The sequence below is a fragment of the Phenylobacterium sp. RIFCSPHIGHO2_01_FULL_69_31 genome (genome assembly GCF_001824475.1).
Taxonomy (GTDB): domain Bacteria; phylum Pseudomonadota; class Alphaproteobacteria; order Caulobacterales; family Caulobacteraceae; genus Phenylobacterium.
Window position 1 is genome coordinate 211,003 of sequence record NZ_MHXN01000003.1, and the last position, 19,865, is coordinate 230,867.

Here is a 19,865-nt window from a genome sequence, read left to right on the forward strand (position 1 = left end):
CCCTAGCGTGACTGTACGACGGATACGTGACGATCCGGGTGCGGGAGCCCGGCCCTGCCAAGATCGCCCACAGATGCGGCGCCAAAGCCGCAATCCCTTACGCCATAAGGTGTTGCTGCGATCCCGGCGATCGCTCAGACGCGGCCGGTGACCGGCACCAGCGCGCCCGTGACCGCCGTCGCCGCCTCGCTGGCCAGGAACAGCATCACGGCCGCCAGGTCGGCGGGCGCGACCCAGGTCGAGGGATCGGCGTCGGGCATGTCCGCGCGGTTGGCCGGCGTGTCGATGATCGAGGGCAGGACGGCGTTGACGGTGACGTTGTCGCCCTTCAGCTCCTCGGCCAGGGCCTGGGTCAGGCTGTGGACACCGGCCTTGGCGGCGGCGTAGGCGCCCATGCCCAGCGCGGCCTTCTGCGCCGCCGACGAGCCCACATTGACGATCCGCCCCGCCGCGCTGCGCTTCAGATGCGGAACGGCGGCCCGGCAGGCGGTCGCGGCGGTCAGCACGTTCAGCCGGTACATGGCCGGCCAGCTTTCGATCGCCCCGCCCTGCAGTGTCTCCCAGGTGAAGCCGCCCGCGATGTTGAGCAGCGCGTCGATACCGCCGAACCGGTCGGCGACCGCGTCCATCGCGGCGACCGCCTGGGGGGCGTCCGACAGGTCCACGCCGCCCAGCGCCAGGGCATCGGCCCCGGAGGGCAGGCCGGCAGGCGGGTCCTTGGCGAAGTCGATCAGCCCCAGCCGCGCGCCCTGCGCCGCCGCGGCCTTCGCCACCGCCTGGCCCAGGACCCCGAAGGCTCCGGTGATCACCACGACACGTCCGGCCATCCGCCCATCCCCAACACCAAGAAGGCGGCCGGGGTCTCCCCCGGCCGCCCCCTCAGAACCGCATTTCGCCGCGGAGCGCTAGAGGCGCTCGACGATCGTCACGTTCGCCATGCCGCCGCCTTCGCACATGGTCTGCAGGCCGTACTTCTTGCCGCGGGCCTTCAGCGCGTAGAGCAGCGTGGTCATCAGCTTGGTGCCCGAAGCGCCCAGCGGGTGGCCCAGCGCGATGGCGCCGCCGTTGACGTTGACCCGATCCGGATCGACGCCCAGCTTCTGGATGAACGCCACCGGCACGGAGGCGAAGGCCTCGTTCACCTCGTAGAGGTCGATGTCGTCCACCGACATGCCGGCCCGCTTCAGCGCGCGCTCGGTGGCCGGGATCGGGGCTTCCAGCATGATCACCGGGTCGTGGCCCAGCAGCGACAGGTGGTGGATGCGGGCCAGCGGCGTCAGGTTGTGCTCCTTCAGCGCCTTCTCCGACACCACCATCACGCCCGAGGCGCCGTCGCAAATCTGGCTAGAGGTCGCCGCCGTGATCCGGCCGCCCTCGCGCAGCAGCTTCACGCCGCGCATGCCGTCCAGGCTGACGTCGTAGCGGATGCCCTCATCGCTATCGTGGCGGACGGTGTTGCCCTCGGCGTCCAGGCCGTCGATGGCCAGGACCTCGTCCTTGAAGGCCCCGCCCTGGGTGGCGGCGATGGCGCGCTGGTGGCTGTGGTAGCCGAACTCATCCAGCTGGTCCTTGGTCAGGCCGTACTTCTCGGCGACCATCTCGGCGCCCATGAACTGGCTGAACTGGATGTTGGGATAGCGCTCCTCCATCCGCGGGCTCTTCGGGATGCCGAAGCCTTCCTTGGCCGGCAGCGAGACCGACAGGCCCATGGGGACGCGGGTCATGCTCTCGACGCCCGAGGCGATCACCACGTCCATGGTGCCGCTCATCACGGCCTGGGCGGCGAACTGCAGCGCCTGCTGCGAGGAGCCGCACTGACGGTCGACCGAGGTGGCCGGCACGCTTTCCGGCAGCTTCGAGGCCAGCACCGCGTTACGGGCGATGTTGGTGGACTGCTCGCCCACCTGCATGACGCAGCCCATGACCACGTCCTCGACCGCGGCCGGATCGACGCCGGTGCGGTCCATCAGCTCGTTCAGCACCACCGCGCCCAGGTCGGCGGGGTGCCAACCGCGGACCCGGCCGCCCTTGCGGCCACCGGCGGTGCGGGTTGCGGCGACGATGTAGGCCTCGGCCATTGCATAGCTCCCAATGCTCGTTCGCGCCGCATCCGGCGCTTCGCAGCGGGTCTTAGCGGGGCGCCCTTGCGTAAGACAACGGAGGTGACGGGGGCGTCATCCAACGCACGGGCGCGACCGCTAGACGCAAACCGGTCGCGGCCCGGCCGGACCTTGGGCAGCGTGAACCCCGAGGGGACACAGTTCGCCGAGGAGTTCCGTATGACCGCATTGCTGCTTGCCGTCCTTCTGCAGGGCACGGCGCCCGTCGCGACCTTCACCGCGCCGAATGTGCCCAAGCCCTATGCCGGGACGCCGGACAAGGATGGCGTGGTCTGTCGCAAGGAGGCGGTTCTGGGCAGCCGGATGAAGACGAAGGTCTGCATGCGGCCTTCGGAAGTGCTTCAGCGGGCCAAGGACGACCGCGATCTGGTGGACAAGGCCCAGGTGCTGCAGACGATCCGCGACCCATCCCTCGGCCCGCCGCCCTGATCAGGCGGGAGGCGTCACCGGAAGGTCGCGCCGAGGATCCGCTCGAGCCATTCGCGGTCCACCGCGTCGAAGGCGGCCGGCTGCTCTGAGTCCACGTCGAACACGGCGATCAGCTCGCCGCGGCCGTCAATGACCGGCACGACGATCTCGCTGGCCGAGCGGCTGTCGCAGGCGATGTGGCCGGGGAAGGCATGGACGTCCTCGACCACCTGGGTTTGGCGGGTCGCCGCCGCGGTTCCGCAGACCCCGCGTCCGAACGCGATGCGCATGCAGCCCAGGGTGCCCTGGTAGGGTCCGACCACCAGCTCGTCGCCCTTGGTCTCGTCGACCACGTAGAAGCCGGTCCAGAAGTAGTGGGGGAAACTGTTGGCGAGCATCGACGCCACTGTGGCCATCCGCGCCACCCGGTTCGGCTCGCCCTCGAGCACCGAAGCGATCTCGGCGGAAACCGCCGCGTAGCGCTCCGCCTTCTCCGCGGGCAGGGTGATCTCGTTGAAGGCTTCGGCCATGCGCGGGATGTAGCGAGGCGCGGGCGCGGCGGCCAGCCCCGGCCTGTCAGTCGACCGCGGCGACGCGCAGGGTCGCGTCCCGCAGCGGCGGCGTTGCGGCCCGCCAGGCGGTGCTGGCCGCCTTGGCCTCCGGCGCGCGCAGCTCGGCGGAGAGCGAACGGCCCTCGGTCCGGCAGGCGGCGCCGGTCTCGCCGACGACGCAGACGACGTCCTTGCCGAAGCCGACGCTCATCAGCTCCGCCCAGGTGGCGGCGGCCGGCGCGTCCTGAAGCTCCAGCTTCACCCAGGTGGCGGGATCGGGCGTCTGGGCGACGCACAGGGTGTGGCCGTCGATGACGTGAAGCACGGGTCCCCGGACCTGCTGCCCGACGGCGGCTTGCGGCGCCCGGCATGGGTCGTCCTGCGCCTGCGCGGCGCCGTGGAGCAGGACGCTCAGTCCCAGGGCGAGAAGAATCCGCTTCATGGCGTGCTCCTCCGCAAGGCCTGTGCCGCCAATTTGGCTAATGCGCGGACGGGCGATTGGCTGCGTCGTAGTGTGTCTTTTCAGGCCCAGGCGCGGCGACGGAACGCTATTGCGCAGCGCGCGCTTTAGGGGCCTCACAGTCAAGCCTTACAGGTCCCGCCGCATGTCCCTCCTGATCTTCGCCATCGTCGTTCTCGTCGTGGCCGCCCTCATCGCCTGGGCCGTCCAGAAGCTGCCGCTCCCGTCGCCCTTCAACCAGATCATCCAGGCGCTCATCCTCATCATCGCCGCGGTGGTGATCGCCCAGCGCGCTGGCCTGTTCTAGGCTCCTCCGCGCCCGGTGACGCCTGTTCGTCGAAGCGCTTCTGGACAAAGCCCGGCCGCGCCCCTCTCCTGACCGACCTGTTCGGTTCGGGGATTCCTCAATATGCGTCTGGCGGCTTTCGTCTCGGTGCTGGCTTTGGCGACGGCGGGAGCCGTCTCGGCCCAGGTGGCCGACGGCCCCTCCCGCATTTTCGGCGCGAGAGACCTGTTCGGCCTGCAGATGGCCAGCGACCCGCAGGTGCGGCCCGATGGCGGCGCGGTGGCCTATGTCCGCGTTTCCAACGACATCATGACCGACCGCGCCCGGCGCTCGATCTGGCTCGTGGACACCGCCACCGGCGCGCAGACGCCGCTGGTCGTGGACGAGGCCTCGAACCTGGCGCCCCGCTGGTCGCCGGACGGCTCGCGCCTGGCCTATGTGGCCGCCGGCCCCGACGGCGCGCAGCTCTACGTCCGCTGGATGGCCACGGGCCGCTCGGCCCGGGTCGCCAGCCTGGAGCAGGCGCCCAACGACATCGCCTGGTCGCCCGACGGCAAGACGCTGGCCTTCACCATGCTGACCGTGGACGAAGGCCGCCCCCTCGCCCCTTCGATCCGTAAGCCCGAGGGCGCCAAGTGGGCCGAGCCGCTAAAGGTGATCGATCGCATCACCTACCGCGCCGATGGCGAAGGCTTCCTCAAGCCCGGCTACCGCCAGGTGTTCGCCGTCGCGGCGGACGGTGGCCAGCCCCGCCAGCTGACGTTCGGCAAGTTCGACAACGCCGGGCCGATCAGCTTCGCCCGTGACGGACGTTCGGTGCTGTTCTCGACCAACCGGGCCGAGACCTGGGAGCGCGATCCCCAGGAAGCGGAGATTCACGCCGTCAGCCTGGAGGATGGCGCCCTCACCCGCCTGACCAACCGGGTTGGCCCCGACCTCGCGCCAACGGTTTCGCCGGATGGTTCGAAGATCGCCTACGTCGGCTTCGACGACCAGCGGCGGCGCGGCTACGAGAACCAACGCCTTTACGTGATGGACCGCGACGGTCGGAACAGCCGCGTCCTGACCGGCGGCCTCGACCGAAGCGTCGGCGCCCCGCAGTGGGCGGCCGACGGCAAGAGCCTCTATGTCAGCTACGACGACCAGGGCGTGACCAAGGTCGCCCGCGTCAGTCTGGACGGTAAGGTCGAGACGGTCCTCTCGGGCCTGGGCGGCGGCGGCCTGGACCGTCCCTACACGGGCGGCGAGTTCTCGGTGGGCCGCAACGGAGTCGTGGCCTTCACCGACGCGGCAACGAACCGGCCCTCGGACCTGGTCGTCGCGCGCGGCGGCAAGGCCCGGCGGGTCACCGACCTCAACGCCGACCTCCTCGCCGGCAAGTCCATGGCGCAGGTGGAGGCGCTGCCGGTGACGTCCAGCTACGACAAGAAGCCTATCGGCGCCTGGATCGCCTATCCGCCGAACTTCGATCCTGCGAAGAAGTACCCGCTGATCCTGGAGATCCACGGCGGCCCCTTCGCCGCCTATGGGCCCAGCTTCTCGACCGACGTCCAGCTCTACGCCGCCGCGGGCTATGTGGTGGTCTATTCCAACCCCCGCGGCTCCACGTCCTACGGCGAGGCCTTCGCCAACGAGATCGACCGCAACTATCCCAGCCACGACTACGACGACCTGATGAGCGTGGTGGACGCGGCCATCGCCAAGGGCGTGGTCGACGAGAAGCGCCTTTACGTGACCGGCGGATCGGGCGGCGGGGCGCTGACGGCGTGGATCGTCGGCAAGACCGACCGCTTCCGCGCCGCGGCCACCCAGAAGCCCGTCATCAACTGGTCCAGCCAGGTGCTGACCACCGACGGCTACACCTTCATGGCCAGCTACTGGTTCGGAAAGATGCCTTGGGAGGACCCGCAAGGGTACTGGGCCCGCTCGCCCCTCTCGCTGGTGGGCAATGTGAAGACCCCGACCCTGGTGGTGGTGGGCGAACAGGACGACCGCACGCCGCCGTCCGAGGCCGACCAGTACTTTGCGGCCCTCCAACTGCGGGGCGTGCCCACCGCCCTCGTCCGCGTGCCCGGCGCCAGCCACGGCGGCATCGCGGCGCGGCCGTCGCAGTCCGGCGCCAAGGCCGGCGCGATCCTGGCGTGGTTCGACCGATACAAATGAGGCGACCTTCCCCGTGTGTTACGGGTCGGATGCAATATCCCGCGTAACATGGTTTATTCGGCCGGCATGCCGAGGCGGGGAACATAGGGGCCATGGCGCGCCACGCGCCCAGCACCACCATCCGCGTGGCCGCGCGCCTCGCGAACGGCTTCGCCCTGGATCTGGTGAAGCTGGGCGGGTTCGGGCGCGACGTGATCGATGGCTTGCTGATGGTCGCCATCAGCCAGGCTAACGTCGCCCAGATCACCCGCAACGCCGCGCTTCAGCGCACCTACGCCACGCTCGACCAACCGCCGCCGGACGAGCTGCGTCGCCCGGTCAGCGTCAGCGCCATCGCCAATTCGCTGCGGATACCCTTCGAGACGGCGCGCCGCCGGATCTCCAGCCTCGTGGAGCTAGGCGTCGTGCGCACGGCCGAGCGCGGCGTGATCATCCCGACGGCGCCCCTCAACTCGCCCTTCTACCGGATGGGAGCGGAGGCGAACTACGCCCTGGTCCGTAATCTCTACTTCCGCCTGCGGGGCATCGGCCTGCTGGAGGACCTGCCCCGACCGACCGCCGGCGCCTTCGACCCGGAGCATCCGCCCGTCCGCCTCGTGATCCGCCTGTCGTCGGACTACCTGCTGCGCCTGGCCGAACCGATCACGATCCATATGGGGGACCTGGTGACGGGGCTCGTGCTCATGGACGTCGTCCACGCCAACACCGAACACCTGGACGACAGCCAGGGCGGCGAGGACGAGGAGGCGTGGACCGAGCGCGCCTTCGTGCCCGACAGCCTGCGCCGACCGGTCCGGACGACCACCCTGGCCGAACGGCTAGGCATCCCGCAGGAGACGGTGCGCCGCCACATCCACCGCCTGGTCGAGTCCGGCAAATGCGAACGCAGCGGGAACGGCTGCATCATCCCGGCCCGAGTCCTGGCCCGCCCGCCCTTCGTCCAGCACATGCTGGACAATCAGTCGCACCTGCATCGGTTGTACGCCGCACTGGGCGATTTCGGCATTCTCGCCGAGTGGGAACGCCAAGTTCTTGCCCTCCGCGGCGCAGCCTGACCGAAACGAGAACGTGGCATGGCCCCAAAATGGGTAGGCGTTCGTTTTCAAGCTGAGCTACGGCGCCTCAACTTATGGACGTACCTCGGGGGAGGTACGGGCGCGGGGGCTGCTCCATCGGGGGGTGAGGTGGCCCCCGCATCACCGGGTCGGGGAACATGACAAGGCCATTGGAACGCGAAATCGAGGGGGCTCCGCTCGCGGAAGCTCCCGAGGCCGGGCGGGGCGAAGGCCCCCACCCCGTCGACCGCCACGTCGGCCTGCGGATCCGCATGCGCCGCAAGGAGATGGGGGTGAGCCAGGAGCGTCTGGCCGAGGCCCTCGGGATCACCTTCCAGCAGGTCCAGAAGTACGAGCGGGGCGCCAACCGCGTCAGCGCCTCGAAGCTGTGGGAGATCGCCGCCGCCCTCAAGACGCCGGTGGCCTACTTCTACGACGGCCTCGGGGACCAGGACGCTCTGGCCGCTCAGCGCGACGCGGCGCAGGAGTTCATGCTCTCGACAGAGGGCATGGAGCTGATGGCCGCCTTCCCGCGCATCGCCGAGCCCGCCATCCGGCGCAAGATCGTCGAACTGGTCCGCGTCGTCGCCGACGAAGGCTAGAGCGCAATCCGCCGAAGTGGAAGCCGGTTCGGCGATCAGATTGCGCTCAAAATCAAAGAGATAGAGCCTTCTTATCCCCTTCAAATGATTTGAAGGGGGAAGGCTCTAGGCTGACGCTGGAGCCTTGTAGCCGTCGCGCAGCTCGCGCTTCAGCACCTTGCCAATGTGGCTGCGCGGCAGGGCCTCGACGAGCGTCAGGTCCGCCAGCCGCTGGGTCTTGCCGACCCGGCCGTTGACGAAGCCCTTCACCTCCTCGGCCGTGGCGGATGCGCCCGGCTTCAGCGCGACGAACGCCACCGGCGTCTCGCCCCAGGCGTCCGACGGCACACCCACCACCGCGGCCTCCAGCACCGCGGGGTGCTGGTGCAGCTCGGCCTCGAGGTCGCTCGGGTAGATGTTGAACCCGCCCGAGATGATCATGTCCTTCTTGCGGTCCATGAGCGTCAGGAAGCCGTCCTCGTCGAAGCGGCCGACGTCTCCGGTCCGGATGAAGCGCAGGCCCTCGGGGCTGTACCATTCGGCCTCGGACGTCTTGCCCGGCTGGTTGTGGTAGCCGACCATCATCGCGCCCGAGCGGCCGACCACCTCGCCCACCTCGCCCTGGGCCACTTCCTTGCCGTCCTCGCCGATCAGGCGGATGTCGTGGCCCGGCAGCGGCCGGCCGACCGTGTGCAGCTTGTCGGGAAACTCGTGGCACTGCAGCCCGCACGAGCCGCCGCCCTCGGTCATGCCGTAGAACTCGACCAGGCCGCCTGGCCACCGGTCCAGGACCTGCCGCTTCAGCTCGGCCGAGAACGGCGCGGAGGTGGCGAACTTCATCTGGTAGGACGCGAGGTCGTAGCGGTCGAAGTCCGGGTATTCCATCAGCCGGCGGTACTGCACCGGCACCAGCATGGCGTGGGTGGCGCGATGCTTCTGCGACAGCTCCAGGAACTGCTTCACGTCGAACTTCGGCATCAGCACCGCCGTGCCGCCGTTCGAGATCGTCGGCAGGTACGAGACCAGGGTGGTGTTCGAGTAGAGCGGCGTCGAGATCATCGTGACGGCATCCGCCGGATAGACCCCGCGCCGGATCTGGCCCCAGCGCATCCGGTGCGGCTGGACGATCCCCTTGGGCGCCCCCGTCGTGCCGGAGGAATAGATGATGTTGAAGCCCTGATCGGGCTCCACCGCGTGCAGCACGGGCTTGGCCCCTTCCGGCGCCAGCCACTGTTCGAAGGGCGTGCATGCGTCCGAGCCATCCAGCGAGACCCGCTTGGCCGTCACCTGGTCCATGACGCCGGCCATGTGCTGGGCGAGCTGGGCGTCCAGGAAGAAGACCTTGGCGCCGGAGTCCTTGAGCTGGATCACCAGGCTCTCGGGCGTGGACGACGGCGCCAGCGGCGCGACCGTGGCCGCCGCGCGCAGAATGCCGAAGAACGTCGCGCCATACTCGGCCGAGGTGGTGGCGCAGATCGCGGCCACGTCCGCGGGGCCCACGCCGTCCCGCTGCAGGGCCGCCGCGATGCGGTCCATCAAGGCGTCCAGTTCGCGGTAGCCGATGGTCCGCTTGGCATCCACCAGGGCCGGCTTGTCGCCATGCTCTGCGGCCTGGGCGCGGATGACGTCGGCAATGGTCCCGAACTCCTGGGACAGCAGCTCTTCGGCGGTCATGACAGCGAACTCCAACTTGCGGTCGTCAGGCCAGCCCGGACTTGCTGGACGCAGGCTCGCCCTCCTGCGCCAGGTCGGCGGCGGCGGCAAGTTTGCGCAGGGTCTCCATGTGGCTGGCGCGGCTGATGCCGTAGCCCATCAGGAGAAGCGCCGCGGTCCCGTAGAGCACGACCTGGGTGGGGGCGTAGATCAGGCCCAGCCCGCGCACGATCTCCTCCGGCACGCTGCCGGGCTTGGCTCCCGTCGGGAACTTGACGGCCGACACGATCAGGCCGGCCGCGAAAATGCCGAGGCCCGTGGTCGACTTGTTGGCGAAGGCGATGGCAGCGAAAAACAGGCCTTCCTGCCGCCGCCCGGTCTTGAGCTCGGCATCCTCCACCACGTCGGCGATCATCGACGAGAACAGGATGTTCGCCGTGACCCCGATGCCCACGTAGAGCAGGTTGGTCACGAAGATCGTGCCGAAGATCAGCGGCGAGTCGTTGGAGGGAAAAGCGCCCAGCAGGCGCAGGATGATCGGCCCGACCCCGAAGGCCACGCCCGTTGGGATCAGCACCATGGCCACCGGCTTCTTCTCGAAGCGCCGCGCGAGCCGGGGGGCGACGATGAAGGCCATGATCGCCGCCAGCAGGCTGGACACGCCGAACAGGGCGATCTCGCCGGTGCTGAATTCCCAGAAGTAGGTCGAGAAGTAGAGGGTCGTGGCGAAGCCCAGGCCGATGCCGGCGTAGAGGAGGAAGCCGGCTGCCAGGATCATCAGGAAATTGCGGTTGTTCAGCGTGCCGACCATCTCCCGGGCCAGACGGCCGAACGTGATCCGCTCCGACGGCGGACTGCGCAGGTGCGGGATCTGCCGATGGGTGCCCAGCGACGTCACCAGGATCGCCAGCAGCATGAGGCCGGCGCCGAACAACCCGTGCTGCGCATAGCCCTCCGGATTGAGCTGGCCGGCCGGATACTCGGCGGTGGGTTTCAGGAACACCGCCGTGGTCACGGCATAGGCGACCAGCCCCCCGCCCCAGCCGAAGAGGTAGCGGTAGCTCAGCAGCCGGGTGCGCTCGTCGTACTCGGTGGTCAGCTCTGCCGCGAGCGCCGCGGACGGGATCTCGTAGCAGCTGATGAAGCTGCGGATCAGCACCGCCACGGCGACCAGGTAGGCCACCTGCGCCGGCTGGCTCCAGCCCGCCGGCGGGTTCCAGATGAGGATGTAGGACAGCCCCACTGGGATCGCCGCGGCGTACATCCAGGGATGCCGCCGGCCCCACTTCGAGCGGGTGTTGTCCGAGAGCTGCCCCACGATCGGATCGATGAAGGCGTCGAGCAGCAGGGCGACCATGATCGCCAGACCGACGGTCTGGGCCGGCAGCCCCACCACCTGGGCGTAGAAGAAGGCCAGGAAATACGAGAAGCCGTTGTCCTTCACCCCGAAGGCGACGGACCCGAACCCATAGAAGAATCGGGTCGAGAAGCTCAGGCGGCGCGCGCCTGCCTGCGCCGGGGCGTCGGTGGACAAGGGGTATCCTCCAGGGTGCGCGGCGTTCGCCATCTGCCGATCGAGGGCGGAACCTGGGATAGCCGGCCGGCTACGTCAATCCGTTTGAGCGCGCGGTACGGATCGTTTCGCGAACCCGCGTGCGCCCTAGTTGAGCGTCTGGTATGACGTGACAGCCGCGACGCCGTCAGGCGGCGGCGGGGGACGTCAGGCCTTCGAATAACGGCCGCACATAGCGCTGGACCACGGTGTCGGGGGCCATGCCGGGGGTCCAGTAGTGCAATTCGGCGGCCGCGTTGATCGCGGTGCTGATGATCTGCGAGGCGATGTTGACGTCCACCGGCGCGATGGAGCCGTCGGCGACACCGTCGCAGAGGATCGAGGCGAAACGGTAGGACAGGCGGTTGAACCGCTGCATCAGTTCGGGCCTAAGCGGCTCCGGCACCGCGCTGAGGGCCGAGGTGCGCAGCAGCGGCGCCTCGCCGCTGATCTGATGCTCGATCAGCGCCGCAACGGCGGACGCCAGCACCTCCAGCCCGGAGCCGCCGGCGTGCTCTGCCGCGTGGATCGCCCGCCACATGATGTCGAAGGTGCGCTGGAAGCACGCCACCACAAGGTCGTCCTTGGTCTCGTTGTGGTGGTAGAAGGCGCCCTTGCTGACATTCAGCCGCGCCGAGATCCGCTCCACCGAGGCGCCGTGATAGCCCTCCTCGTTGATCAGGCAGGTGGCGGCCTTCAGGAAGAGCTCGGCCGATGCACTGGCCGCGGGTCCATCGTCGCGCACCAGGCTGAGCGGTTTCAGCGCCGGCCACGCGCCGCCCTCCGGCACGAGGCCATGGGTCAGGATCGCCGCCATCCGGTCGGCCGTGCGCGGATAGTCCGAGACCTCGATCTGGTGCTGCCAGGCCGCGGTCCAGAACATCTCCGACAGCAGGATATGCGCGCGCGCGTTCCGGTGCAGACGCGGCAGGATCTCCGGCCCGGCCAGCAGGTTCCGGAAGCTGCGGAACATGTCGACATAGGCCGCATTCACGCGCCCGGAGTTGAGCGCGCGGACATCATTGAACGCCGGCAGGGGATCGGCCTCGCCCTGGACCACCCGCGCGGCATAGTCGAACCAGCCGTGGATGAAGGCCGTGAGGCGGTCGGCAGCCGTCGCCTCCCCCGCCGCGGCGGCGATCAGGGCCTCATAGGTCTCGACCCCGGTCAGGAAGGCGGCCGCGGCCAGCTCCTCCTTGTTGCGGAAGTAGTAGATGACGCCGGTCGGAACGAGATCGAGGCGGGCCGCCACGTCCCCCAGGGTCATGCCACGCACGCCCTTGCGGTTCATCTCCTCGACCGCGGAGCGGACGATGGCGTTGCGCTTGGCCTCGAAGCGTCGCGTGGGCCGGCGCGCCCCCGCCTGACCACTCGACGAGGCCCCATCGTCGACTGTCATCCCCATGTCACCTGTCTTAGCGTGGTTCGTCCCGGGCCTCCATGGCCCCTTCCGCAAGGTCATCTGTGGCAAGCCGGGGCCGCACTTTGCTTCTGCGTCGGAGGATCCCCATGCTGCTCGAGGGCTTGAAGGTGGTGGAGATGGCCACCTGGGTGGCGGGACCCAGCGCCGCGGCGGTCCTGGCCGACTGGGGCGCCGACGTCGTCAAAGTCGAGAGCCCGATCGGCGACGCGACCCGGGTCTACTATCCCGACACCGCCGAGGAGCCGGGCAATCCCGTCTTCACCAACGAGAACCGCGGCAAGAAGGGGGTGGTCCTCGATATCTCCAAGCCCGCCGGCCGCGAGGCCCTGAAGACCCTGCTCCGCCAGGCCGACATCTTCGTCACCAATGTCCGGCCGGGGTCCATGAAGCGGCTGGGGCTGGACTACGACAGCCTGAAGGCCGAGATGCCGACCCTGATCTACGCCGCGGTCACGGGGTACGGCCTGGTCGGCCCGGAGGCCGACACGCCGGCCTTCGACATGACCGCCTTCTGGACCCGCTCCGGCGTCGCGCACGCCACGATCCCGCCCGACCAGGAGCCCTTCGCCTCGCGCCCGGGGTTCGGCGACCACGTGACGGCGCTGGCGACCGTCTCGGCGATCCTGGCGGCGGTTCACGAGCGCCATTCGACGGGTCGGGGCCGCCTGGTGGAGACCAGCCTGCTGCGCGCAGGCGCCTATGCGATCAGCTGGGACCTGGCGATCCAGCTCCGCTACGGCCAGGTCGTGACCGCCCAGCCGCGCGACGAGCGGCCGGGGCCGATCTCGGGGTTCTTCCGGACCAAGGACGATCGCTGGCTCCTGCTGCTGCCCCGCACCCTGGACTGCTTCACACAGCTGATGATCGCCCTGGACCGGCCCGACATCCTGGCCGAGCCGCGTTACGATCCGCCGGTGACCGACATGGACACGGTCCGCGAGATCCGGGCCATCGTGGACGAGGCCTTCGCGCAGATGACCCTGGCCGAGGTCGGCGAGCGGCTGACCGCGGGCGACCTGGCCTGGGCGCCGATGGGCACCCTGGCCGAGCTGGCCGAAGCGGACTTTGCCCGGGATGCCGGCTGTTTCGAGTTCGTGGACGACGGCTGGGGCCAGACCTTTCGCGTGCCGGCGTCGCCCGCCCGATTTCCGGAGGGCGCGCCGAAGGTCAGCCGACCGGCGCCCAAGCTGGGCGAACATACCCGCGAGGTGCTGGAGGCTGCGGGCCTGACCCCGGACCAGATCGAAGAGCTGCTCTAGCGGGCGCCTTCGCCCGCGATCGACCGTTGATCTCGTTGCGCCTTGTGCAACGCCCGCGCCGGCGCGAACCTCCTCGCCTCGGCAGGGGGATCGAGCATGGGCATTTCGCGGCGGGCGTTCCTGGAACGCGTGGGCAAGGCCGGCGGCTACGGCGCACTGTTCGTCACCATGCAGGGCCTCGGGCTGCTGGCGGCGCCTCGCGCCTATGCCGGTCCGCCCAAGCTGCCGGCCGGGAGCGGCAAGGGCGTGAAGGTGGCCATTCTCGGCGCCGGGATCGCGGGCCTGGTCGCAGCGTACGAACTGCGCAAGGCGGGCTACGAGGTCACCGTGCTGGAGGCCCAGGACCGTCCGGGCGGCCGGGCCTGGAGCGTTCGCCGCGGCACGGTGATCCGGCAGATGGACCGGCCGGACCAGATCGTCGACTGGGAGGATGGCCGCCACCACTACATGAACGCCGGCCCCGCCCGGATCCCCCAGACCCACCACGCGATCCTGGGCTACTGCCGCGACCTGAACGTGCCCCTGGAGGTCATGGTCAACGGCAACCGCACCGCCAAGCTGGACTTCGGCGGCAAGGTCGTCACCAACGGCCAGGCGATCAACGACACCCGCGGCGCGTTCTCCGAACTGCTGGCCAAGGCCATCGACAAGGGCGCGCTCGACCGCGAACTGACCGGCGTCGATAAGCAGCGGCTCATGGGCTATCTCGGCGCCTACGGCGACCTCGATCCCAAGCACGTCTACTCCGGCGCGGGCGCCCGGTCGGGCTTCAAGAACCACCCGGGCGGCTATGCCCATCCGCCCAGCGGCGTCGATCCCCTCCGGCTGTCCGACCTGATGCAGGCCCAGTTCTGGGGCATCTCGGGCTTCTTCGAAGAACTGATCGAGATGCAGGCCACCATGCTGCAGCCGGTCGGCGGCATGGATCGCATCAGCTACGCCCTCTACGACCAGGTGAAGCCGTCGGTGACCTTCGGCGCGGTGGTGAAGGAAATCCGCCGCGCCGGCCAGGGCGCGAAGATTGCCTATTCGGTTGGCGGCGCGGCCCGCACCCTGGACGCCGACCACGTCGTGGTCACGATCCCCCTGCCCGTCCTCGCCAAGATCCCATCCGACTTTTCGCCCCGGGTGCAGCAGGCGATCGTCGCGGGCGGCAAGACCTATCCGCACGGCACCAAGGTGGGTTGGCAGAGCCGCCGGTTCTGGGAGCAGGACGACTACCAGTTCGGCGGCCTGGGCTGGACCGACCAGCCCAGCGAGCTTGTCTGGTACCCCTCCGGCGGCTTCGGCGAGAAGACCGGCGTGATCGTGGGCGCCTACTCCATCGGCTTCTCAGGGATCCTCAATCCGCCGAGGTACGCGGGCATGTCGTTCGAGGAGCGCTACGCGGTCTCCCGTGCGGTGATCGACAAGTTCCATCCCGGCCGCGGCAAGGAGCTGGAAAAGCCCTTCACTGTCTCGTGGAAGCAGACCCCCTATGCCGAAGGGGTCTCGGTCGGCTGGAGCGAGAACCAGCGCTCCACCGACTATGCCGAGCTCTGCAAGCCGGACGGCCCGTTCTACTTCGCGGGCGAGCACATGAGCTACATCAACGCCTGGCAGGAAGGCGCGGCGCTGGCGGCGCACGAGGCCATCAAGCTGATCCAGGCGCGGGTTTCCGCGGCCTGAGCCGTCTCGATCCCGCAACGAAAAAGGGCCGCGCGGTTCGCCGCGCGGCCCGAAGTTCGAGGAAGGAGAACGCCCCGAGAGGGCAAGGCCACTGTGTGACCGGCGTTCACCTGCCGACAGGGGACACCGGTGTCGCGAGTCGGATTTGCCACAAGACGCCCAGGATCGAAGCACGATCGACCCTCGCTGCCTGAATCCACGGCAAGGCCCGGCCCCGGCGCTAGGCTGGGCCGCGAAGGCCGATCCGCGCCGCCTCAGCGCGTGCCGTACATGCGGTCCCCGGCATCGCCCAGGCCGGGCAGGATGTAGCCATGATCGTTCAGCCGCTCGTCGATGGCGGCCGTCCAGAGGCGGACCCCCGGGTGGTGGCCGTGGAACTTCGAGACCCCCTCCGGCGAGGCCAGCAGGCAGGCCATGCGGATATCCTTGGCCCCCGCTTCCAGCAGCCGGTCAACCGCCGCGATGGCCGTGTTGCCGGTGGCCAGCATCGGGTCGATCACCACGACGGTGCGTTCGGAGATGTCGGCCGGCGCCTTGAAGTAGTACTCCACGCAGGCCAGCGTCTGGGGATCGCGGTAGAGGCCGACGTGGGCGACCCGCGCGGCGGGAACCAGCTCCAGCATCCCGTCCAGCATGCCCATGCCCGACCGCAGGATCGGCGCGAACACCAGCTTCTTGCCCGCAAGCTGCGGCGCCGTCATTCGCGACAGCGGCGTCTCGATCTCGACCTCCTCCATCGGCAGGTCGCGGGTCACCTCGTAGCAGAGCAGCGCGCCGATCTCCTTGAGCAGCTGGCGGAAACTCTTGGTCGAGGTGTCCTTCTTCCGCATCAGGGTCAGCTTGTGCTGCACCAGCGGGTGGTCGACGACGGTGACGCCCTTGATCTCCCGAACCATCTTCAAGTCCCCTCAGAAAACCGTGCCGTCGGAGATGACGGCGATGGGCGGCGACAGGTCGGGCCGCTTCGCCTGGGCGATCCGCCGGCCCGCAGCCCATGATCCGCCCTCCAGGACCCGCGCCAGCGGGAAGTCCTCGGCGCTGACGCCCAGGCGTTCGCGCACCAGGGGCGCCAGCTTGTCGAGGAGGGCCACGGTCAGCGAGCGCCAGCCCACGACCAGCGGGCTGTCGACGGCATGGCCGCGGGATGCATCCTCGGGGCGCTTGAGGACCAGCACGCCCGTGTCTACGAACAGGCCGCCGTTCCGGTACTCGGCCAGGCCCGTCAGGCCGTCGATCTCGACCACCTGGACGCCCGCCGCCTCCAGCGGCTCGATGAGGGAATAGCTCATCCACTGGCTGAGCTTGTGCAGGGGCACGTAGCCCTCGACGGCGGGATGGGTCCAGCAGTCGCCCAGCGGCACGCGGCCCAGGGTCAGGCGTCCCGGCCAGATCGGGCCCAGCGCCTGCAGCAGGACCTCGAGGATGACCGGCGCCGGAAGCCGGCCGTCCACGGCGCGCCCGGCCATGACGTCGAACAGCGCGCCCGGCCGACCCACCGCCTCGCCAAGCCGCCGCAGAAGCGCCGCGCGCCCCTCCAGGCCGACGAGCGGGTTGTCGGCGGAGACCTGGAACGCCGCCCCGATCATCGCCGCATCCACCTTGTCCAGCGCATCGGCGCGCAGGGGATCGGCCGGGTCGGACGACAGGGCGCCGGACTCGAAGAACCGCAGCGAGGCCACGCCCAGCCCTTCGGACCGGCCCAGCACCGCGCCGGTGGCGGCGTCGCGGTAGCGCCAGGCCGCGCCGGCGCCGGCGTCCAGCAGCACCGAGGGGATCACCAGGTCGAAGGCCGCGCGTCCCAGGGCCGCCGGATCGGACGGCTTCGCCCGCTCGGCCCACAGGTCGCGCCCCTCGACCACGAAGTGCCGCCAGCGGGCGTGGAACGGGACCTTCAGGTCCGGATAGTTCAGCCGCACGGTCTCGGCCGTCAGGTCGGCCGCCGCCGCCAGCCGCCCCATGTCCACGCGCCATTCCGCCAGGCCGCCCGCTTCGGCGATGGCCAGCATCTCGTGGGCGCGGCTTCGCACCGCCGCCGCGGACAGCAGCCCGCGGGCGGTCTCGCTCTCGTTCACGCCTAGAATTCCTTCAGGTCCCGGCCGACGGTCTTCTTGAGGTCCTCCTCGGACGGCGCGCCCTCCGGCGTGAAGTAGCCGGCGGCCTTCTTGGCCTCCATCTCCACGCTGGCGTCGGGCGGGACCAATTCGTCGGGGATCGGGACCCGCTCGCCGATCTCGATCCCGCCGCCGACCAGGGCGTCGTACTTCATGTTGGACATCGAGACGAAGCGGTCGATCCGGCGGATCCCGAGCCAGTGGATGATGTCCGGCATCAGCTGCTGGAAGCGGGCGTCCTGGACCCCCGCCACGCATTCGGTGCGCTCGAAGTAGGTTGCCGCCTGATCGCCGCCCGGCTGGCGCTTGCGCGCGTTGTAGACCAGGAACTTGGTCACCTCGCCGAGCGCCCGGCCTTCCTTGCGGTTGTAGACGATCAGGCCGGTCCCGCCGTCCTGGGCCTGCCGCGTCGCCTCCTCGATCCCGTGGGTGAGGTAGGGCCGGCAGGTGCAGATGTCCGAGCCGAAGACGTCCGAGCCGTTGCACTCGTCGTGAACCCGGCAGGTCAGCGGCACGCGGCGGTCGCCCAGCTTCGTGGCGTCGCCGAAGATGTAAAGCGTGATCCCGCCGATGGGCGGCAGGAACACCTGCATGTCGGGCCGGGTCACCAGCTCGGGATACATGCCGCCGGTCTGTTCGAAGAGCGTGCGGCGCAGGGTCTGCTCGTCCACGCCGAACCGGGCCGCGACGCCGGGCAGATGCCAGACGGGGTCGATGGCGGCCTTGGTCACGGCGATGTCGCCGGTTTCGTACAGCACCTTGCCATCCGCCTTCAGCCGGCCGGCGCGCATGGCGTCGGCGATCTCAGGTAGCGTCAGGCGCGCCTTGGTGACCGCGATGGTCGGCCGGATGTCGACGCCCTCGGCGATCTCGGCGGCGAAGTCCTCGGCGATGCGGGCGCCCCAGGGGTCCAGCGAGACAATCTTGCCCGCCTCGCTCCACTGCGGGTGCGGGCCCACCGGCACGACCGGATGTGTGTTCACCAGCTCCGGGCGGATCATCGGATCCATGGCGCCCGAGGCCACCGCCAGCGCCCGGTAGACGGAATAGGCGCCGCCGTGGGCGCCGATGGCGTTGCGGTCGGTCCCGGCGTTCGCCGTGGCGATGACCGGGCCGCGCTCGCGGGCGGTGGGCGCATCCCAGACGATCGGGAAGCGGCTGGCCGCGCCCGTGCCCGGGTGCGACGTCAGGCGAATATGCGATGTCCTGTTGCCGGACATAGGGCGCGAACCTCCAGAGTCGAAAAGGCCCTGTCGCCGGGTTCGCCGGCGCAGGGCCTTTGAGAGACGAGCATGATCCTGGCGCCGCGACTTGGCAAGAAATCCCGAAGCCGGGCGCGGACGCGGCGCCTAAAAACCGGGCGCCGGCGGTTGACGCGTGTGCGCACCCCAGCGTTGTCTGGACACCTTCGACGCGCGCCTCAGGGTGAGCCGGTGATCCAGGGGCCAGCTTCTCTGCCGGAACTGCCAAAACTGCAGCGCGCTCGCGGCGCTGGGCGCATCGTCGTGGCCGCCGACGGCGGGCGCACGCGGTTGGTGCGCCTGTTCCAGGACGGCTGCGGCAAGGTCCGCCTGCCGCGGGACGCGCGCGCCGTCGGGCTGGAGGCCGTGCTCATCAATTCGTCCGGCGGCCTCACCGGCGGCGACTACATGGAGTGGCTGGCCACCGTCGGCGACGGCGCCCGCCTGACCCTTTCGACGCAAGCCTGCGAGAAGGTGTACCGCGCCCGCGATGGCGAGGCCCGGCAGCGGGTCGGCCTGATCCTGGGCGATGGGGCCCGCCTGGACTGGCTCCCCCAGGAAACGATCCTGTTCGACGGCGGCGCCCTGTCTCGCACACTGGAGGCGGACCTGACCGCGGACGCGCGCCTGCTGGCGGTCGAGGCGGTGATCCTCGGCCGCACCGCCATGGCCGAGACCGTGCGCCACGGCCTGCTGCGCGATCGCTGGCGCATCCGTCGCGAAGGCCGGCTCGTGTTCGCCGACGACCTGCGCCTGGACGGCGCCATCGCCGAGCTCACCGCCAAGGCGCCGGTGCTGGGCGGCGGCCGCGCCTTCGCCTCGCTCCTGCTGGTGGACGACGGTGCGGGGCGCTTGCTGACCCCGTTGCGGGCCGTACTGGGAAGACATGGCGGGGCCAGCTTTTTCGATGGCAAGCTGTTCGCCCGGGTCGTGGCGCCGGATGGCTTCATCCTCCGCGAGGCGCTGCTGCCGGCGCTGGAGATCCTGCGCGACGGCGAGCCCCTGCCCCGGGTCTGGAGGACCTGAATGAACCTGACCCCCCGCGAGAAGGACAAGCTGCTGGTCGCCATGGCCGCCGAGGTGGCGCGCAAGCGCCTGGCCCGCGGCGTCAAGCTGAACCATCCCGAGGCCATCGCCCTCATCACCGACTTCGTGGTCGAAGGCGCCCGCGACGGCCGCAGCGTCGCCGACCTGATGGAGGCCGGCGCCCACGTGGTCGGCCGCGGCCAGGTCATGGAAGGCGTCGCCGAGATGATCCACGACGTCCAGGTCGAAGCCACCTTTCCGGACGGCACCAAGCTGGTGACCGTCCACCACCCGATCCGCTGAGGAAA

Annotated in this window: 19 protein-coding genes; 9 read left to right on the forward strand and 10 right to left on the reverse strand. The window is 69.8% G+C overall.

The genetic code is table 11. The features are described 5' to 3' along the window. Positions 1-134: 134 nt before the first annotated feature. Both A2790_RS01210 and A2790_RS01215 read right to left on the reverse strand, forming a co-directional pair. Positions 135-827, reverse strand: coding sequence for an SDR family NAD(P)-dependent oxidoreductase (locus A2790_RS01210; protein ID WP_293386886.1), 693 nt, complete (start codon positions 825-827; stop codon positions 135-137). 78 nt (positions 828-905) lie between these two features. Further along, positions 906-2,078, reverse strand: coding sequence for an acetyl-CoA C-acetyltransferase (locus A2790_RS01215; protein WP_293386887.1), 1,173 nt, complete (start codon positions 2,076-2,078; stop codon positions 906-908). A gap of 201 nt (positions 2,079-2,279) precedes the next feature. On the opposite strand from A2790_RS01215, the gene A2790_RS01220 reads away from it, so the two are divergent. Beyond that, complete coding sequence (locus tag A2790_RS01220) at positions 2,280-2,549, forward strand: hypothetical protein (protein WP_293386888.1); 270 nt, start codon at positions 2,280-2,282, stop codon at positions 2,547-2,549. A 14-nt stretch (positions 2,550-2,563) separates the two neighbouring features. Here the strand turns inward: A2790_RS01220 and A2790_RS01225 are convergent, their stop codons facing one another. After that, positions 2,564-3,058 carry a GAF domain-containing protein gene (locus A2790_RS01225; protein WP_293386889.1) on the reverse strand — a complete coding sequence of 165 codons (495 nt, stop codon included), beginning with the start codon at positions 3,056-3,058 and terminating at the stop codon, positions 2,564-2,566. Between the two features lie 46 nt (positions 3,059-3,104). Then, the gene (locus A2790_RS01230; protein ID WP_293386890.1) at positions 3,105-3,521 is read right to left on the reverse strand and encodes a hypothetical protein; all 417 of its coding nucleotides are present in this window, start codon (positions 3,519-3,521) and stop codon (positions 3,105-3,107) included. Between the two features lie 163 nt (positions 3,522-3,684). Here A2790_RS01230 and A2790_RS01235 point away from each other — a divergent pair, with 163 nt between their 5' ends. From A2790_RS01235 to A2790_RS01250, 4 genes are all read left to right on the forward strand, one after another. Further along, complete coding sequence (locus tag A2790_RS01235; RefSeq protein WP_293386891.1) at positions 3,685-3,846, forward strand: hypothetical protein; 162 nt, start codon at positions 3,685-3,687, stop codon at positions 3,844-3,846. Positions 3,847-3,948: 102 nt separating this feature from the next. After that, a complete protein-coding gene (locus tag A2790_RS01240) occupies positions 3,949-5,988 on the forward strand; it encodes a S9 family peptidase (protein ID WP_293386892.1) in 2,040 nt (679 codons plus the stop codon). 92 nt (positions 5,989-6,080) lie between these two features. Next, entirely contained in the window at positions 6,081-7,043 is a 963-nt protein-coding gene (locus tag A2790_RS01245) for a DeoR family transcriptional regulator (protein ID WP_293386893.1), read from the forward strand. Positions 7,044-7,225: 182 nt separating this feature from the next. Continuing rightward, a complete protein-coding gene (locus A2790_RS01250; protein ID WP_293387046.1) occupies positions 7,226-7,645 on the forward strand; it encodes a helix-turn-helix transcriptional regulator in 420 nt (139 codons plus the stop codon). 105 nt (positions 7,646-7,750) lie between these two features. Here the strand turns inward: A2790_RS01250 and A2790_RS01255 are convergent, their stop codons facing one another. The 3 genes from A2790_RS01255 to A2790_RS01265 form a co-directional block, all read right to left on the reverse strand. Beyond that, a complete protein-coding gene (locus A2790_RS01255; protein WP_293386894.1) occupies positions 7,751-9,298 on the reverse strand; it encodes a class I adenylate-forming enzyme family protein in 1,548 nt (515 codons plus the stop codon). Positions 9,299-9,323: 25 nt separating this feature from the next. Beyond that, positions 9,324-10,811 carry an MFS transporter gene (locus tag A2790_RS01260; protein WP_293386895.1) on the reverse strand — a complete coding sequence of 496 codons (1,488 nt, stop codon included), beginning with the start codon at positions 10,809-10,811 and terminating at the stop codon, positions 9,324-9,326. 166 nt (positions 10,812-10,977) lie between these two features. After that, positions 10,978-12,228, reverse strand: coding sequence for a TetR/AcrR family transcriptional regulator (locus A2790_RS01265; RefSeq protein WP_293386896.1), 1,251 nt, complete (start codon positions 12,226-12,228; stop codon positions 10,978-10,980). A gap of 110 nt (positions 12,229-12,338) precedes the next feature. On the opposite strand from A2790_RS01265, the gene A2790_RS01270 reads away from it, so the two are divergent. Next, entirely contained in the window at positions 12,339-13,511 is a 1,173-nt protein-coding gene (locus A2790_RS01270) for a CoA transferase (RefSeq protein ID WP_293386897.1), read from the forward strand. A 96-nt stretch (positions 13,512-13,607) separates the two neighbouring features. After that, positions 13,608-15,179, forward strand: coding sequence for an FAD-dependent oxidoreductase (locus A2790_RS01275; RefSeq protein ID WP_293386898.1), 1,572 nt, complete (start codon positions 13,608-13,610; stop codon positions 15,177-15,179). A 254-nt stretch (positions 15,180-15,433) separates the two neighbouring features. On the opposite strand, the gene upp is transcribed toward A2790_RS01275, so the two are convergent. Genes upp through A2790_RS01290 form a run of 3 tightly spaced genes read right to left on the reverse strand, consistent with a single transcriptional unit; the run spans position 15,434 to position 18,510 of the window. Then, entirely contained in the window at positions 15,434-16,063 is a 630-nt protein-coding gene (gene upp / locus A2790_RS01280; RefSeq protein ID WP_293387048.1) for a uracil phosphoribosyltransferase, read from the reverse strand. Positions 16,064-16,087: 24 nt separating this feature from the next. After that, a complete protein-coding gene (locus tag A2790_RS01285; protein ID WP_293386899.1) occupies positions 16,088-17,251 on the reverse strand; it encodes a DUF1688 family protein in 1,164 nt (387 codons plus the stop codon). 2 nt (positions 17,252-17,253) lie between these two features. Continuing rightward, positions 17,254-18,510 carry a GTP cyclohydrolase II gene (locus A2790_RS01290; RefSeq protein WP_293386900.1) on the reverse strand — a complete coding sequence of 419 codons (1,257 nt, stop codon included), beginning with the start codon at positions 18,508-18,510 and terminating at the stop codon, positions 17,254-17,256. Between the two features lie 285 nt (positions 18,511-18,795). On the opposite strand from A2790_RS01290, the gene A2790_RS01295 reads away from it, so the two are divergent. Both A2790_RS01295 and A2790_RS01300 read left to right on the forward strand, forming a co-directional pair. After that, positions 18,796-19,557: an urease accessory protein UreD gene (locus tag A2790_RS01295; protein WP_293386901.1), complete on the forward strand. Its 762-nt coding sequence runs from the start codon at positions 18,796-18,798 to the stop codon at positions 19,555-19,557. Continuing rightward, positions 19,558-19,860 carry an urease subunit gamma gene (locus tag A2790_RS01300; RefSeq protein ID WP_293386902.1) on the forward strand — a complete coding sequence of 101 codons (303 nt, stop codon included), beginning with the start codon at positions 19,558-19,560 and terminating at the stop codon, positions 19,858-19,860. Positions 19,861-19,865 lie beyond the last annotated feature (5 nt).